This is a genomic window from Microbacterium sp. Clip185 (assembly GCF_028743715.1).
Classification (GTDB): Bacteria; Actinomycetota; Actinomycetes; order Actinomycetales; family Microbacteriaceae; genus Microbacterium.
In genome coordinates this window covers 447,462-463,977 of record NZ_CP117996.1, presented here as the reverse complement: position 1 = coordinate 463,977, position 16,516 = coordinate 447,462, and the positions used below count along the sequence as shown (strand labels likewise).

14 protein-coding genes are annotated in these 16,516 nt (G+C 70.6%); 5 read left to right on the top strand and 9 right to left on the bottom strand.

Annotation, left to right across the window (positions count from 1 at the left end; genetic code table 11):
• Window positions 1-40 precede the first annotated feature (40 nt).
• Window positions 41-889: an alpha/beta hydrolase gene (locus PQV94_RS02300; protein WP_274287190.1), complete on the bottom strand. Its 849-nt coding sequence runs from the start codon at window positions 887-889 to the stop codon at window positions 41-43.
• A gap of 78 nt (window positions 890-967) precedes the next feature.
• Here PQV94_RS02300 and PQV94_RS02295 point away from each other — a divergent pair, with 78 nt between their 5' ends.
• From PQV94_RS02295 to PQV94_RS02285, 3 genes are read left to right on the top strand one after another with little or no spacing between them, the layout of a single operon-like run.
• Entirely contained in the window at window positions 968-2,557 is a 1,590-nt protein-coding gene (locus tag PQV94_RS02295) for a DHA2 family efflux MFS transporter permease subunit (RefSeq protein WP_274287189.1), read from the top strand.
• 46 nt (window positions 2,558-2,603) lie between these two features.
• Window positions 2,604-3,035, top strand: a complete 432-nt coding sequence (locus tag PQV94_RS02290) for a MarR family winged helix-turn-helix transcriptional regulator (RefSeq protein ID WP_274287188.1) — start codon at window positions 2,604-2,606, stop codon at window positions 3,033-3,035.
• A 5-nt stretch (window positions 3,036-3,040) separates the two neighbouring features.
• On the top strand, window positions 3,041-4,414 hold the full coding sequence (locus PQV94_RS02285; protein WP_274288206.1) for an MFS transporter: 1,374 nt from the start codon (window positions 3,041-3,043) through the stop codon (window positions 4,412-4,414).
• A 123-nt stretch (window positions 4,415-4,537) separates the two neighbouring features.
• On the opposite strand, the gene PQV94_RS02280 is transcribed toward PQV94_RS02285, so the two are convergent.
• The 4 genes from PQV94_RS02280 to PQV94_RS02265 form a co-directional block, all read right to left on the bottom strand.
• Window positions 4,538-5,383, bottom strand: coding sequence for a transglutaminase family protein (locus tag PQV94_RS02280; protein WP_137418863.1), 846 nt, complete (start codon window positions 5,381-5,383; stop codon window positions 4,538-4,540).
• Window positions 5,380-6,312, bottom strand: a complete 933-nt coding sequence (locus PQV94_RS02275; protein ID WP_137419271.1) for an alpha-E domain-containing protein — start codon at window positions 6,310-6,312, stop codon at window positions 5,380-5,382. Before PQV94_RS02275 ends, PQV94_RS02280 begins: the two co-directional genes overlap by 4 nt.
• Entirely contained in the window at window positions 6,306-8,099 is a 1,794-nt protein-coding gene (locus PQV94_RS02270; protein ID WP_274287187.1) for a circularly permuted type 2 ATP-grasp protein, read from the bottom strand. The genes PQV94_RS02275 and PQV94_RS02270 overlap by 7 nt, the downstream gene beginning before the upstream one ends.
• A 315-nt stretch (window positions 8,100-8,414) precedes the next feature.
• Window positions 8,415-9,596 (bottom strand): Bcr/CflA family efflux MFS transporter, encoded by a 1,182-nt coding sequence (locus PQV94_RS02265; RefSeq protein WP_274287186.1) that lies wholly within the window; start codon window positions 9,594-9,596, stop codon window positions 8,415-8,417.
• Between the two features lie 98 nt (window positions 9,597-9,694).
• Here PQV94_RS02265 and PQV94_RS02260 point away from each other — a divergent pair, with 98 nt between their 5' ends.
• Entirely contained in the window at window positions 9,695-11,419 is a 1,725-nt protein-coding gene (locus PQV94_RS02260) for a dihydroxy-acid dehydratase domain-containing protein (RefSeq protein ID WP_274287185.1), read from the top strand.
• Window positions 11,416-12,798, top strand: coding sequence for an FAD-dependent oxidoreductase (locus tag PQV94_RS02255; RefSeq protein ID WP_274287184.1), 1,383 nt, complete (start codon window positions 11,416-11,418; stop codon window positions 12,796-12,798). Before PQV94_RS02260 ends, PQV94_RS02255 begins: the two co-directional genes overlap by 4 nt.
• A 7-nt stretch (window positions 12,799-12,805) precedes the next feature.
• Here PQV94_RS02255 and PQV94_RS02250 read toward each other — a convergent pair whose 3' ends face one another.
• From PQV94_RS02250 to PQV94_RS02235, 4 genes are all read right to left on the bottom strand, one after another.
• Window positions 12,806-13,609: an IclR family transcriptional regulator domain-containing protein gene (locus tag PQV94_RS02250; RefSeq protein WP_274287183.1), complete on the bottom strand. Its 804-nt coding sequence runs from the start codon at window positions 13,607-13,609 to the stop codon at window positions 12,806-12,808.
• Window positions 13,610-13,679: 70 nt separating this feature from the next.
• Window positions 13,680-14,540: an ABC transporter permease gene (locus PQV94_RS02245; protein ID WP_274287182.1), complete on the bottom strand. Its 861-nt coding sequence runs from the start codon at window positions 14,538-14,540 to the stop codon at window positions 13,680-13,682.
• A gap of 4 nt (window positions 14,541-14,544) precedes the next feature.
• Window positions 14,545-15,378 (bottom strand): ABC transporter ATP-binding protein, encoded by an 834-nt coding sequence (locus PQV94_RS02240; RefSeq protein WP_274287181.1) that lies wholly within the window; start codon window positions 15,376-15,378, stop codon window positions 14,545-14,547.
• Between the two features lie 18 nt (window positions 15,379-15,396).
• Window positions 15,397-16,482: an ABC transporter substrate-binding protein gene (locus tag PQV94_RS02235; protein WP_274287180.1), complete on the bottom strand. Its 1,086-nt coding sequence runs from the start codon at window positions 16,480-16,482 to the stop codon at window positions 15,397-15,399.
• Window positions 16,483-16,516: the final 34 nt, after the last annotated feature.

Sequence of the window (16,516 nt, the reverse complement as noted above, 5' to 3'; positions counted from 1 at the left end):
CGCGTCGCCGCCGCCGTCCCCTCGCGGGAGGAAGGGCGGCTCAGACGCGGGAGGGGATGCGGGCGTCGAGCCAGGCCAGGAGGTCGGCGCGCACGTCGGCCTGCATCACCTCGTTGAAGATCTCGTGGCGCGCGCCCGGGTAGACGAGGGTCGTGACGTCGGTGAGCCCGGATCGTTCGCGGTACTCGGCGGCGAGCTTGTGGACGCTGCGGGGGCCGCCCACGGTGTCCTCACGCCCGACCATGAGCAGGATCGGGATGTCGCGGCCCAGGCTCCGGCGCGGACGGCCGAACAACCGCGCGGCGTCGACGGGGCCGAAGAGCTTCAGCAGCGGTGTGCTCGTGGTGAGGGGATCGTCGATGAAGGCGCGTCCGACCGAGAGGTCGCTCGCGAGCCAGGCGGTGCCCGTGGCATCCTCGCGCCGCCAGGGCGCGTTGAGGTTGCCGGCGTTCAGTGTGCCGGGCAGGCGCAGCGCCGACCCGGACAGCACGACGGCGTCGTACGCCTCCGGATGCCGGTTCACCAGGATCTGCGCGAGGAAGGACCCCCAGGAGTGACCCAGCAGCACGAGCGGCAGGTCGGGGTTCTGGTCGCGGATGCGGCGGGTGAGCTGCCAGATGGCATCCACCGCCGCCCGGTGCCCGCCGCGGCCGAGCCGGCCGAGCCGCGCGGGATCCCCCCACTGCTTGAGGCCTGTGCGCCCGTGCCCGCGGTGGTCGTCCGCGTACACCGTGAAGCCCGCGGCGGTGAGGGCGGAGATGAGCACGGGATAACGGCCCGCGTGCTCACCGACGCCGTGGAGCAGTTGGATGACACCGCGCGCGGTGCCCTGGGCGGGATGGACGTCATAGACGATCGCGACGCCGAGCGCGTCGGTGAACTCCGGCATGCTCTCGATGTTATGGGTCGCGCGCGGCTCGGACGGGTGTAGTCTCTCGTCGAGAAAGCTAGAAAAGCGAGACAAATCATGGACGCTCCGTCATCCCGTCGCTGGGCGGGCCTGGTCTTCATCAGCGTCGCCGTGTCGCTGATCATCGTCGACTCGACGATCGTGAACGTCGCGGTGCCCTCGATCGTCGACGAACTCGGCGTCTCCTCGACCGAGGTGCAGTGGATCCAGGAGGCGTACACGCTCGTCTTCGCCGCGTTCCTCCTGCTGTTCGGGTCGATCGCCGACCGCATCGGCAGGCGACGGCTCATGCTCATCGGCGTCGTCCTGTTCGCGCTCGCCTCCATCGGCGCAGCGCTCGCCCCCGACGGACGCCTGCTGATCCTCGCCCGACTCGTGCAGGGCGTCGGCGGCGCGATGATCCTGCCGACGACCCTCTCCCTCATCAACGCGACCTTCCGCGGCAAGGAGCGCGGCATCGCGTTCGCCGTGTGGGGCTCGACGATCGGCGGCATGGCGGCCGTCGGACCACTGCTGGGCGGCTGGCTCACCACGGCGTTCTCGTGGCGCTGGGCCTTCGGCATCAATCTGCCTCTCGCGGTCATCATCGTGATCGGCGTACTGCTGACCGTCCCGGAGTCGCGGGAGTCGGCCCGGCGCGGCATCGACGGGGTGGGCGCCCTCCTGTCCGTCATCCTCTTCGGCTCGCTCGTGTTCGGACTCATCGAAGGGCGCACCTACGGCTGGTGGCAGAACACCGACACCACCTTCTCGCTCGGCTCGTTCACCTGGCCGTTCTCGATCTCGCCCGTGCCCGTGGCCTTCGCGATCGCCGTCGTCGCACTCGTCGCCTTCATCTCGTGGAGCGTGCACCGGGTGCACCGCGGACGCGCGGCGCTGCTCGATCTCTCCCTGTTCCGCATCGGAACCTTCCGCGACGGCAACCTCGTCGCGCTCACGGTCGCCCTGGGCGAGTTCGGCATCATCCTGTCACTCCCGCTGTGGCTGCAGTTCGTGCTCGGCTTCGACGCGCTGCAGACCGGCCTGGTGCTCCTGGCTCTCGCGATCGGCTCCTTCGTCGCGAGCGGATTCGCCGGCGCCGCATCCGGACACATCACCCCCCTCACGATCGTGCGAGTAGGGCTGCTCGCCGAGATCATCGGCGTCGTCTGGGTCGGCCTCGTCGTCGCCCCGGATGCGGCGTGGGGCTGGCTGCTGCCGGCGCTCTTCGTCTACGGCTTCGGCGTCGGACTCGCGACCGCACAGCTCACGGGCGTCATCCTGCAGGACGTGCCGGTCGAGCTCTCCGGGCAGGGTTCGGGCACGCAGTCCACCTCCCGCCAGGTCGGCGCGGCCCTCGGCGTCGCGATCCTCGGAACCGTGCTGTTCACCTCGACCGGCGGCCTGCTGGCGAGCTCGCTCGACGGTGCGGGAGTGCCGGCATCCCAGCGCGACGAGATCGTGTCGAGCGTTGTCGACTCCGCGGGCGGGGCCATCGCGGGCCTGGCCGCGAACCCGCAGACGGCCGAGATCGCGACCGCCGCCGAGACGGCCTTCTCCGACGGGACCCGCTACGCCGCGTTCACCGCGGCGGGATTCATCGCCGTGGGTCTGGTGGCGACCCTCACCCTCGGCGTGCGGCGTCCAGAAGAGGTCGAGAAGGGGTAGCCATCTCGATCCTTAGCAAGACTAATGAGCTATGCTAAGGATCGAGATGACCGACGAATCCCCCCGCGCCGCCGAAGCGGCAGAGCTGCGCATGTCCGTCTTCCGTCTCGCCCGGCGCCTGCGCGCCCAGCGCGCGGTCGACACGATGAGCGACGGGCAGTTCTCGGTTCTCATGGCACTCAAGGTCAACGGCACCCGCACGCTCGGCGAGCTCGCCGCGCGCGAGCGGGTGACCGCGCCGTCCATGAACCGCACGGTCAACTGCCTCGAGGAGTCGGGCTACCTCGAGCGCCGCAGCGACGACACCGACCGACGCAAGGTCAACATCGTGCTCACGGATGCGGGCCGCGCCGTCGTCGAAGAGACCGTGCGTCGCCGCAACGCCTGGCTCGAGGAGGCGCTCGACGAGCTCGACGCCGATGAGCGCGCGACGCTGCACGCCGCATCCGAGATCCTGCGGAAGGTGGCCGAGCGATGAGCGCGATGTTCCGCTCGATGCGGCTGTTCAACTACCGCGTCTGGTTCCTGGGTGCGCTGGTGTCGAACATCGGCGGGTGGATGCAGGCGACCGCCCAGGACTGGGTCGTGCTGACGCAGCTCACCGACAACGACGCCACGGCCATGGGCGTCACGATGGCGCTGCAGTTCGGCCCGCCTCTCGTGCTCGTGAGCGTCACCGGCTGGGCAGCCGACCGCTTCGATCGCCGACGGATGCTGCTGGTCACCCAGTCGACGCTGATGCTGCTGGCGGTGGCCGTGGGCATCCTCCTGCTGACGAACGTCATGACACTGCCGCTCATGTGGTGCTTCGCGGCGGCGTTCGGCGTCGCGAACGCGTTCGACGCACCCGCGCGTCAGGCGTTCGTGACCGACATCGTGTCGCGCGACGACGCCTCCAATGCCGTCGCCCTCAACTCCGCATCCTTCAACGCCGCGCGCCTGCTCGGACCGGCGATCGGCGGCGTGCTGATCGTGCTCGTGGGCACCGGCTGGGTCTTCATGGTCAACGCTGGCACGTTCCTCGCGATGCTCGTCGCACTCATGCTCGTGCGCGTACGCGAGCTGGTCCCGCGCACGAGGGCGCCGGGCGGTGCGCGCCTCGCCGACGGCTTCCGCTACGTCGCGGGACGACCGGATCTCAAGGTCATCTTCGCGATGGTGTTCCTGATCGCCGCGTTCGGCATGAACTTCCCGATCTTCGCCTCGACCATGGCGGTGCAGTTCGGGCAGCAGGCCGACGGGTACGGACTGCTGAGTTCCGTCCTCGCGATCGGCTCGCTCGCGGGCGCACTGCTCGCCGCGCGGCGCGATCGCGCCCGGATGCGGGTCGTGATCGCAGCTCTCGGTGCCTTCGGCGTCTTCTCGCTCATCTCCGCAGCGATGCCGACCTACCCGCTCTACGCCGTGAGCCTCGTGTTCGTCGGCTTCAGCACCGTGACGATCCTGACCACGGCGAACGGCTACGTGCAGACCACGACGGACCCGGCGCTGCGCGGCCGCGTGCTGGCGCTGTACATGGCGGTCATCATGGGCGCCACGCCGATCGGCGCGCCGATCGCCGGCTGGGTCGCCGATGCCTGGGGCCCGCGCACGGCGATCGACGTCGGCGCCGTCGCGGGGCTCATCGGCTGCGCGATCGGCGTCACCTGGCTCCTCGCATCCGGTCGCGTGCACCGGGATCCTGAGGCGCGTCTGCGCTTCGAGATCGACGAGACCCGACCCGTGCGCGTCGTCGCCCCCGAGGAGTTCAGCGATGAGGTCGCCGCGGCGACCGCCCCGGTCACCCTCCCGGATGCGGCCGCTCGCCGCCGCATCCGCCACAGCCCGACCCGCACCGCCCGCGCCCCGCGCCCCTGACGCGCGTCGACCGCGGCGCCGACGTTGCGTCGGAGTTCCGGGGCCAAGTCGGAGGTTTCGGGCCGCATCCTCCGACATCCGGCCGATCCTCCGACCGCGGCCACGGCAAGGCGCGCGAGCGGCTCAGGCCTCGCGGGTGATCGTGACCTTCACGTGCAGGTTGCTCTTGAACGGGCCGGCGTACACGCCGCGCAGCGGGGGCACGTCGTTGTAGTCGCGGCCGCGACCCACGAGCACGTGGCGGTCGCCGATCTCGATGTTGTTCGTCGGGTCGAAGCCGGTCCACTCGCCGGCGAACCATTCGACCCAGGCGTGGGACTCCCCCGTCACCGCGACGCCGACCTCGGCCTGCGGACGCGGATGCAGGTACCCCGACACGTAGCGCGCCGGGATACCGACGGAGCGCAGCGCCCCGATCGCGATGTGCGCCATGTCCTGACACACACCCTTGCGCGCCTCCCACGCGTCGATCGCCGTGGAGTGCACGCCCGTGACGCCGTGCATGTACTCGACCGCATCCCCGATCGCGACACAGATCTCGTGCGCCGCGCGGCCCGGGTCGTCGTGACGTGACGCGTAGGATGCCGCGAGCTCCGCGACCTCGGGATGCGGGCGCGTGCGGTGCGTCTGCGTCAGCTGCTCGACCGTCTCGAGCGACCGCGCTGCCTCGACGGCGAGCCGGTCCCAGGTGATGCCGGTGTGCTCGATGGGTCTCGGACGCACCTCGACGAGGGAGCGCGCGGTGATCGTCAGCGCCTGGTGAGGCGAGAGCACGTCGAACGCGCTCACCCGCGTGCCGAAGTAGTCGACGTAGGTGTTGACCGCGGTCGACGGCTCGATCTCGAGCGCCGCACTGAGCACGAACTGGCTCTCGGTGGTGCCGGGCAGCATCCGCGCCTCGTTGTAGGAGGCCGAGACGTCGCCGCCGTACCGGAAGCCCGTCTCGTGCTCGATCCGCAGCCGCTTCATGAGGTCTCTCCGATCCAGCTGGGCTCGGCCTGCGTCGGGAAGAAGCGCTGGCGGATGGCGTCGGACGCTTCGCGCGTCACCGTCTGCACCCGCAGCATATGGGCGGGAAGCTCGCTCAGGATGTCACCGATCGGCAGGTACTCGAGATCGTTGCGGATGCGGCCGAGCGCCCGCAGCACCTGGTTGGACTGCCCCACGCGGTCCTCGCGCGGGTCGATGGCCGAGATGCACTCCTCGGCCCGCGAGATCGAGTAGATGATCGAGCGCGGGAAGAGGCGGTCGAGCAGCAGGAACTCCGCGGCGTTTCGCGCACTCGGCATCCCGCGGTACGTGCGCAGGTACGCCTCGTACGCGCCGCAGGAGCGCAGGATGGTGGTCCACGACGGACCCGACGCCTCGGTCAGCGATCGGGTGGCAAGGAGCCTCGCCGTCATGTCGGCGCGCTCGATCGATCGTCCCAGGGTGAAGAACTGCCAAGCCTCGTCGCGGCTCGTCGAGGAATCGACGACACCGACGGCGAGGGCGGCGCGCTCGCGCACCCACTGGAAGAACTCGTGCACCTTGTCGGTCTGCAGTCGCCGCGGCATCCGTGCGTTGGTCGTGTTGAGGCACTCCCACAGCTCGGTCGAGACGATCTCGCGCGCGCGGCGGGCGTTCTCCCGCGCCGAGGTCAGCGAGTAGAGGATGCTCGAGGGGTTCATGCGGTCGACGGCGAGGCGTGCGAGCACGTGCTCGCGCGTCACCGTCTCGACGCCGTCGGGCGGCGAGGATCCCATGACGGCCAGCAGCGAGCGGCACGCGGTGTCCTCGTCGATCCACGGGTCCTCCAGCAGCAGCTGCAGGTGCACGTCGAGGATGCGGGCGGTGCCGTCGCTGCGCTCGATGTAGCGCCCGATCCAGAACAGGCTCTCGGCGATCCGGCTCAGCAGCATTCCACACCCCCCTCCATGTCCCGATTGCCGCAACGCATGTCCCGGTTGCCGCAGTTTTCGGGGTCGAATTCTGCGGCAAGTGGGACATGCCCTGGGGCGGATGCGGCGGCGCGGGTCTGCTGCTGCTGCTCCTGCTGCTCGACGTTCGAGCGCGGGCGGTCCTGCGGCGAGTGATCGACCTCGTCGGGAGTGACCTCGAGCGCCGCATCCGTGATGATCGGAATGGCCTGCGTGATCGTCGAGGCCTGGTCGGCCACGAGCCCCGCCAGCCCCTGACCCTGTCCGTACTCGACGTGACCGGGGGCCGCGCCGCCGACGACCCAGGTGTCCTTGGATCCGCCGCCCTGGCTCGAGTTGACGACGAGCTGGCCCTCCGGAAGCGCGACGCGCGTGAGCCCGCCGGGCAGCACCCAGATGTCGTCGCCGTCGTTCACGGCGAACGGTCGCAGGTCCGCGTGGCGCGGCCGCATCCCGTCCTCGACGAGGGTGGGGATGGTGGAGAGCATGACGACCGGCTGCGCGATCCACCCGCGCGGGTCGGCCAGCAGGGTCTTGCGGAGCGTGTCGAGCTCGGCGCGCGAGGCGTCGGGGCCGACGACGAGGCCCTTGCCGCCGGAGCCGTCGACGGGTTTGACGACGAGCTCGTCGAGCCGATCGAGCACCTCTTCGAGCGCCGCCGGGTCCTCGAGCCGCCACGTGTCGACGATCGGCAGGATGGGCTCCTCCGACAGGTAGTAGCGGATGAGGTCGGGCGTGTACGTGTAGAGCAGCTTGTCATCGGCGACACCGTTGCCCACCGCGTTCGCGATCGTGACGTTGCCCATGCGCGCGGCGAGCATGAGCCCGGGAGCGCCCAGCATCGAATCGGCGCGGAACTGCAGCGGGTCGAGGAAGTCGTCGTCGACACGGCGGTAGATGACGTCGACGCGCTTGGGCCCGCGGGTGGTGCGCATGAAGACGCGTCCGCCCATGCACAGCAGATCGCGCCCCTCGACGAGCTCCACGCCCATGAGTCGCGCGAGCAGTGTGTGCTCGAAGTACGCCGAGTTGTACACGCCGGGCGTCAGCACGACGACGTTGGGGTCGTCGATCCCGGGCGGCGCGGAGGCGCGCAGGGCGGCGAGCAGCTTGTTGGGGTAGTCGCCCACGGGACGCACCCGCATCGAGAGGAACAGCTCCGGCAGGGTCTGCGCCATGACCCGTCGGTTGGAGATGACGTAGCTGACGCCCGAGGGCACGCGCACGTTGTCCTCGAGCACCCGCATCTTGCCGTGCTCGTCGCGGATGAGGTCGATGCCGGACACCTGGATGCGGACGCCGTTCGCCGAGTGGATGCCGGCGGCCTGGCGGTAGAAGTACTGGCTCGACGCGATCAGGCGCGCCGGGATCACCCCGTCGCGCACGCAGTTCTGGCGGCCGTAGGCGTCGTCGAGGAACGCCTCGAGGGCGCGGACGCGCTGCTTGACGCCGGCCTCGATCTCGCTCCACTCCGCGTAGTCGATGATGCGGGGCACCGCATCCAGCGGGAACGGCCGCTCCTCACCCGCGAAGTCGAAGGTGACGCCCTGCGCGAGGTAGCTGGAGGCGAGCGACTCCGTGCGTCCGCGCAGCTCCTCCTGCGTCATCCGCGCCAGCGCCTGGTAGAGCTCGCGGTAGGCGCTGCGCGACTCCGCCGCCGCCCCGGGGTGCGCGGGATGACCGAACATCTCGTCGAACGCGGGCAGCCCCTGCGGGGTCTTGCGCGGCGCGAGAGTGGAGCCGTAGCCGTCGAACAAGTCGCCCATGCGATGAGCCTAATCGGGCGCGTATTGCCAGGATGTTTCTCCGCCACCCGCGTCGTGGATACGGGCCCGCCGCCGCGCGTGGGGCGCCGCCCCGCCCCACGCGCGCACCATCCGGCATCCGTGTCTCACTTATTCACGCCGCGCACCCCCGAAACCTGCACAACTGAGACACGCACCGCCGCCACCCGCATCCGTGTCTCACTTACTCACGCCACACGTACCAATAACCTGCACAACTGAGACACGCACAGCACCAACCGCCACACACCGCGCGCACCGCACCACACCGCACCCCCGCCAGTCCGAGCCGCCCTGTCACGGGCGGGTACGGGCGGCGCACAGCGCGCTGACGATGAGGCAGGCGAGCATGCCCGCCGCCATCGGAACGGCGGTGTGGGAGCCGAGGATGCCGCCCACGGGCGCCGCGAGGGCGGCGACGGCGTACTGCGTCGAGCCCATCAGCGCTGCTCCCGCGCCCGCCGCGAACCGGGCCCGCGACAGGGCGAGCGCGCTCGCACCGGCCAGCACCGCGGACACCGCCGCACCGCTCACGAGAACCGGCACCAGGAAGGTCGCGAGCGTGAACGGCCCCCACAGCGCGAACACCAGCAGCGCGGTCGTGGCCACGAGCGCGGTGCCCTGAGCGGCGGCCATCATCCGCCGCACGCCGAAGCGCCCGACCAGCACGGCGTTGATCGTGCTGCCGGCGAGGACGGACCCCGCGTACAACGCGTAGACGAGCGCGAAGCCCCAGGGTCCGGTGTGCAGGATCTCCTGTGCGACGAAGGAGGATGCGGCGGAGTGCACCGCGAGCGCCGCGAAGCCGAACGCCATCGACAGGGCGGGCAGGACGTAGCCGCGATCGCGCAGCAGGCGCCCGTAGTTGGCAGCCATGGCGCCGAGGCGGAGGGTCTGGCGCCGCCCGCGTTCCAGGCTCTCGGGGACGAAGACGGCCGCCGCGGCCAGCGCCAGCGCGGCGAACGCGGCGAGCACGACGAAGCCCGCCCGCCATCCGCCGAGCTGCAGCGCGGCCGCGCCGAGGATGGGCGCGGCGAAGGGGCCCGCCGCGATCACGGACATGAGGATGCTGTACGCACGGGCTGCGGCGACACCGGTCGCAAGATCGGCCACCACCGCTCGTGCCACCACGACCACGGCGGCCGCCCCCAGCCCCTGCGCCACGCGCGTCGCGACCAGCAGCTCGATCGAGCCTGCGGCAGCGGATGCGGCCGCGGATGCGGCGAGCAGCCCCAGCCCCCACAACAGCGCGGGGCGACGGCCCGTCGCATCCGAGAGCGGTCCGATCAGAAGCTGTCCGCCCGCGACGCCGATCAGGAACCCGGTGTAGACCATCTGGCCGCCCGCGGTGGTCGTGTCGAGTTCGTCCACAATCACGCCGAGGCCCGGCAGGAAGAGGCTGGCTGCGAGCGGGTTGGCGGTCATGAGCAGACCGAGCACGAGGACGAGACCCGCGGTCAGCGGCCGCGACGCCGTCATCGGAGCACCGCTTGCACGAGACTCCAGTGTACGCATTGCGTGCATTCGATCGCAATGCGTACACTGGTGAGCGTCGATGACGACTGGAAGGACGACGGATGTCCGCGTTGCGCAGCAATCTCCCTCCCACCTCCGCGCTCGGGGTCGCCCGGCGCGCGCAGTGGCGCTCCCTCGGCATTCCCGCGGCGGAGCTCGACCGCCCCAAGATCGCGATCGTGAACACCTCGTCCGACCTCGCGGCCTGCTTCGCTCATCTCGACGACATCGTCACGGTGCTCAAGAAAGAACTCCGCGCGCAGGGCCTGCTGCCGTTCGAGATCCGCACCGCCGCCCCCTCCGACTTCGTCACGAGCGCGGGGCGCGCGGGGCGTTACATCCTGCCCAGCCGCGACCTGATCGTGAACGACATCGAGGCGGCGGTCGAGGGTGCGCTGCTCGACGGCATGATCTGTCTCAGCTCCTGCGACAAGACGACGCCGGCGCACCTCATGGCGGCTGGGCGCCTGAACGTACCGACGGTGATCGTGCCGTGCGGCTATCAGCACTCGGGCCTGGCCGAGGGGCGAGAGGCGGACGTCGAAGAGGTCTTCCTGCTCGCCGCGCAAGCGGCCGTCACGGGGGCGCCCACAGACGACCTCATCGACCTCGCGGACGACGCCATTCTGGGTCCCGGCGTCTGCTCCGGGATGGCGACCGCGAACTCCATGCACGTCGTCGCGGAGGCGCTCGGCATGACGGTCCCCCGCGCCGCCCCCGTCCGCGCGAACGGCGCGCGGATGTGGGACAGCGTGCGCCGCTCGGCTGTCGCGATGGCCGATCTGATCGCCCGCGACATCCGGCCGCGCTCCATCATCACCGCCGAGGCGGTCCAGGATGCGGTGCGCGCGATGCTCGCCGTCGGCGGGTCGATGAACACCATCAAGCACCTGCAGGCGATCGCGATCGAGGCCGGCGTCGACGTCGACGTCTGGGGCTTGTTCCGCACGCTCGGCCGGCAGACGCCGTTGCTGGCGTCCGTGCGCCCCAACGGGCCCGCCCTCATCGAGGAGTTCGACGATGCCGGAGGCGGCGCCACGCTGCTGCGCGCGTTACTGCCGCTGCTGCACGGCGAGCGGCCCACCGTCGCCGGCACGACCGTGGCAGAGAACGCGGCGGCCGCCCCCGCCCCGGACGGGGTCATCATCCGCTCGCTCGAGGACCCGTTCGGCACGGATCCTGCGATCTCCGTGCTGCGCGGCTCGCTCGCACCGGGCGGCGCTGTGGCGAAGCGCCCCGTCCCGGATCCCGGTCCGCACCGCTTCCGCGGACCGGCGCGCGTGTTCGCGAACCGGGAGGAGGCGATCGGGGCGATCGGCGACGGTCGGCTCCAGCGCGGCGACGTGGCCGTGATCCGGGGCATCGGAGTGCGGGGCGCCCCGGGTATGGGGCTGACCTCCGCGTTCATCTTCGCCCTGCACGCGCGGGGATTGGCCGACGAGGTCGCGCTCGTGACCGACGGGCAGTTCAGCGGGCTGGTCAACCAGGGAATCTCGATCGGCGAGGTCTCCCCCGAGGCCGCGGACGACGGGCCGCTCGGACGGGTCCAGGACGGCGATGTGATCGACATCGACCTGTCAGAAGGACGCGTCGACCTGCTCGTCGACGCCGCCGAGCTCGCCGCTCGCGAACCGTACCGCCCTCCCGTGGACCGCGATTCCGGAGGCGGCATGCTCGACCAGTACGAGCACCTCGTTCAGCCCCTGGGATGCGGCGCCGTGCTGTGCGCCCGACCGGGGCTCTGCGACCGAGACGACACCGAGACCCCGAGCCTGGAGGACGCATGACCGATTCGACGATCACCCTGCCCGCCGCCCGCATCCCCGTCATCGGGGAATACGACGTCGTCGTGGTCGGAGGCGGACCCGCGGGTCTGTTCGCCGCCACGGCCGCCGCGCGCGCCGGACGCTCCGTGGTGTTGCTGGAGCGCTACGGATTCCTCGGCGGCGCGGGGACCATGGGCGGCTTGAGCACCTTCTGCGGTCTGCACGCCCGCGTGCACGGAGTCGACATGCGCGTCATCCGCGGCATCACCGACGACCTGCTCGATCGTCTCATCGCTCTCGACGGCCTCAACGACCCGCACCTGAGCGTCGACGACCGCATCATGGCGCAGGCGTTCGACATCTCGGCCTACAAGATCGCCGCCGACGATCTGCTCGTCTCGGCCGGCGCCGAGGTGCTGTTCCACACGAGCGCCGTCGACACGGTGCTCGCCGACGACGGCACGATCGACGCGGTCGTCATCGAGTCGAAGTCGGGCCGGCAGGCCGTACGCGGATCCGTCTTCATCGACGGCTCCGGCGACGCCGACATCGCGGCCTTCGCGGGTGCGCCGTTCGAGCGGTCGGAGCACCTGCTGTACCCCTCGCTGATGTTCCGCATCAACGGGGTCGACCACGAGAAGGCGGGCCCGGCGTGGCGCACCATCCGTCGCCTCATGGAGGATGCGGAGGCAGCCGGCACGCACCGCTTCCCCCGCAAGAAGCCCATCGTGCGACCGCAGCGCAACCCGCTCGAGTGGCGCTCGAACCTCACGCAGCTCAGCAACGACGACGGCTCTGCCGTCGACGGCACCGACGTGCGGCAGCTCTCGCACGGCGAGCTGCAGGGGCGGCGTCAGGTGCGCGACACGTTCGCCTTCATCCGCGAGCGCACGCCCGGCTTCGAGGAGTCGTATGTCGTGGACATCGCCCCGCAGATCGGCATCCGCGAGACGCGCCGCATCCGCGGTCGCTACATGCTCACCGAGCAGGACGTGCTCGGCTGCGCCGACTTCCCCGACGCGATCGGTGTGAACGGCTGGCCGGTCGAGGCGCATGTCGCGGGAGACGTCGAGTTCCGCTTCGCGCCCGCCGACAGCAGAGGCTTCAACCAGCTGCCGTACCGGATGCTGGTCCCGCAGGTCGTCCCGAACCTGCTGGTCGTGGGGCGCTGTGCGTCGATGACGCAGGGCGGGCAGTCCTCCGGGCGCGTCACCGGCCCCTGCTTCGCGATGGGCCAGGCGGCCGGTACCGCGGCCGCGCTCGCGCTGGGCGCGGGTGTCGCCGTGGGCGACGTGGACGTGACGGCGCTCCAGGCGCGCCTGATCGCCGACGGCGCCTACCTCGGGACCGAGGAGCCGACGGCCGAGATGGTGGCGCCGACGCCCGTCTCGGCGCGCTGAGACAGCGTCAGCCGGCCGCGGGCGGCGTGCGGTACGCGCCGGGATTCGCCGCACGATAGGCGTCGGCGATGCGCCCGGCCGCGTCGCGCAGCGCGGGGACGATCTCTTCGCGCAGCGCCGCCTCCCGCGAGCGCAGCGTGGTGGACGACACCGTGAGTCCCGCCACGGCTCGCCCCGCGACGACGATCGGTACGGCGGCCGCGATCATCCCGGGGTGCAGCTCCTCGATCGACACGTCGTAGCCGTCGACGCGTACCTGCCGCAGGCGCTCGCGCAGTGCATCGGTCTCGACGATCGTGAGCGGGGTGTACACCTCACGCGGGCGCTCCAGGTAGGCATCGAGCTCCGCCTCGGGCAGATCCGCCAGCAGCACGCGCCCCACCGCCGTCGCGTGCGCCGGCAGGCGCGTGCCCACCCGCACCGCATCCGGCAGCGGGCGCCGTTCCTCGACGCGTGCGACGTGGATCACGTCGGGCAGGTCCAGCTCCCCGATGCTGCAGGTCTCGCCCGTCTGCGCGACGATCTCCGCCATGATCGGCTGGGCGATCTCGGGCAGCGACGAGGCGGCGAAGTAGCCCGCGCCGAGCTCGAGGATGCGGGCGGTCAGCGCCCAGCGGCCGTTCTGGTTTCGCACGTAGCCGATGTGCTCGAAGGTGAGCAGGATGCGGCGCACGACGGGCCTCGGCAGCTGCACGCGCGCCGCCAGCTCGCTCACGCTCGAGGTCGCGTCGTGTCCGCCGAAGGCGCGCAGCACCGCGACGGCGCGCTCCACGCTCTGGATGCGGTCGCGCGATCTGTCCTCCTGCGTCACCTGGCTACCTTCCCACGACGCGCGCCGACGCCGCGCCCGTGGCGAGGGCGCGGCGTCGGGGATGTGCGGATCAGAGGTTCTCGCGCAGGCCGTAGACCGACTCGTGCCACGGGATGAAGAACCGCTTCGCCTCGTTGACGATCAGATACAGCACGAGACCGATCAGCGAGAGCAGCAGGATCAGCGCGAAGGTGCGCGCCGCATCCAGCGAGTTCATTGCTCGCACGACCATCGCGCCGAGTCCGACGCTGCCGCCGAGGTACTCGCCGACGATGGCGCCGATCGTGGCGAGGACGATCGCGACCTCCATCCCGGCGAACAGGTACGGCTGCAGGCTGCGCATCTCGAGCTGCGTGAACGTCTGCGCCCTGGAGGCGTTGAGGCTGCGCATCACCTCGCGCTGTCCCCGCTCGACGGACCGCACGCCCAGCAGCACGTTGAGCATGACGGGGAAGAACGCCAGCAGCGCGGCGAGGACGATCTTGGAGGTGATCCCGAAGCCGAACCAGATCACGAAGAGGGGCACGAAGGCGACCTTCGGGGCCACCTGGGCGATGACGATGAGCGGGCGGATGCTGACCTCGAGCCACGGGAGCTTGCCGAGCACGACGCCCACGACGACACCGAGGACGACGGCCACGGCGAAGCCGACGAGGATCTCGGTGACGGTGACGCCCGCCTCCGCCCACGTCTTGCCGTCGGCCACGAGTGCGACGAACGCCTCGCCGACCGCCGCGGGCGGCGGGAAGACGAACGGGTTCACCTCGAAGACGCTGACGTAGAGCTGCCAGAGGCCGATGATCACGACCACGAGGGCCGGGGTCACGATCCACGGCAGGATCTTCATGGTCCGGGCGCGGGCGCGCCGGCGTTCGAGGGTGACGACCGAGGTGGTGGTCGGCTGGTCCGGGGGTGCTTGCACGGTGGTCATGCGCTCATTCCTCCTCGTCGAGGTCGTGGCGAAGGCTGCGCACGATGTCGTTGAATCCGGGCGTCGTCTGCAACTCGATGTCGCGCGGCTTGGCGTCCGGAACGGTCAGGATCTGTCGGATGCGGCCCGGCCGCGGCGTCATGTGCACGACCCGATCCGCGAGGAACACCGCCTCGGGGATGTCGTGCGTCACGAAGACGACCGTGGAGTTGGTCTGCAGGACGATGCGCTGCAGCTCCAGGTTCATCCGCTCGCGCGTCAGCGCGTCCAGCGCCCCGAACGGCTCGTCCATGAGCAGCAGGTCGGGCTCGGTGCTCAGCGAGCGCGCGATCGCGGCGCGCTGACGCATCCCGCCCGACAGCTCACGCGGATACGAACGCTCGAAGCCCTTCAGCCCCACGAGGTCGGCGAGCTCGGCCGCACGCACTCGGCGCTCCGTCTTGCCCACACCGCGCAGCTTCAACGGCAGCGCGATGTTGTCGAGCACGGAGAACCAGGGGAACAGGTTGCTCTCCTGGAACACGAACCCGAGCCGGGTCACGGCGGACGGCTCGACCCGGCCGTCACGCCACAGGTGGCGCCCGTCGACCTCGATCGAACCCGCGGTCGGCGCGAGCAGGCCTCCGATCATGCGCAGAAGCGTCGTCTTGCCGCATCCCGAGCGCCCGATCAGGGCGACGAACTCGCCGCGCTGGATGTCGAGGTCGACACCCGACACGGCGTGGGTCACGCCCGCCCGGGTCTGGAAGTCGCGCCCGACGCCCCGGATGCGCAGGCGGGGCTGCGTCGCGGTCTGAGTCAGCGGCGGATCAGCCGTGACGACGGTGTCGTTGCTCATGATCGTTCCTTCCCGTGCTCAGTCGGCGGGCACGTAGTCGTTCGTGATCCAGTCGCCCGGGTTCTGGCCACCCTCGAGCATCCCCGCCTTGACGTAGGTGTCGTAGGTCGCCTGCCAGGCGTCCAGGTCGTTCTCCAGCAGCGGCACGCCGCCGTCGGCGTCGATCCAGGTCTGGGTCGTGTACACCTCGAGCGCCGCCGCTGCGATCTTGTCGTCGGCGAGCGCCGGGAAGTTCCAGTCGCCGCTGTCGCGCAGCGTCTTCAGCACGTTGGCGAAGTCGTTCGGCGCATCGTCGATCATGTCCTGCACGGCCTCGCGGATGGCGGCCATGAACGCCTCGATCTGCGCGACCTTCTTCTCGTCCTTGAGGTTCGACTCGGTCGTGATCCAGGTCTGGATGTCGGGAGCGTCGCCGAGTCCGGCGTCGTCGACGACGGCATCCGGGTTCTGCTGGCCGATGGCGAGGGAGGTGTCGAGGCTGACGATGTAGCCGTCGAGCTGTCCCTGACGCACGACCTCCAGGGTCGCCGCCGTGACGGGCACCGCCTGGCGGGTCACGGTGTCCTCCGCGATGCCCGCGTCGTCCAGCGTCAGGTTCAGGAGCTTCTCGCTCGTCCCGCCGATCGAGCCCATGCCGATGACCTTGCCCTCCATGTCGGCGGGGGTCGTGATCGGGTCGTCCTCGACCGAGATCATGCGCAGGTTCGACTTGTACGCCATCGTGCCCACGGCGCGGATCGGCTGTCCGTCGACCATCGGCGGGAACACGTCGACCGTGCTCGCACGGGTCAAGGTGGTGGCGCCGCCGAGCAGCGACTGGATCGCGGCGGACGTGCCCTGCACCGGCTGGAGCGTCACGTCGAGTCCGTGCTTCTCGAAGTAGCCGCCCGAGTACGCGAACATCTCCGGGCCGAAGCTGAACGACTCCAGGGGCAGGAACGTGACCACCGTCATGGAGCCGAGATCCCCGCCGGCACCGGGCGTGGAGCCCGACTCCTCCGCGGCACCTCCGCCGCATCCCGTGAGCGCGAGCGCGCCCACCGCGAGCGACGCTGCGACCAGCGACAGACGGCGGGTCTTCGGACGACGAACTGCTGTGATCATGTCTGACTCCTGTGTCGGGATGATCCGCTCACGC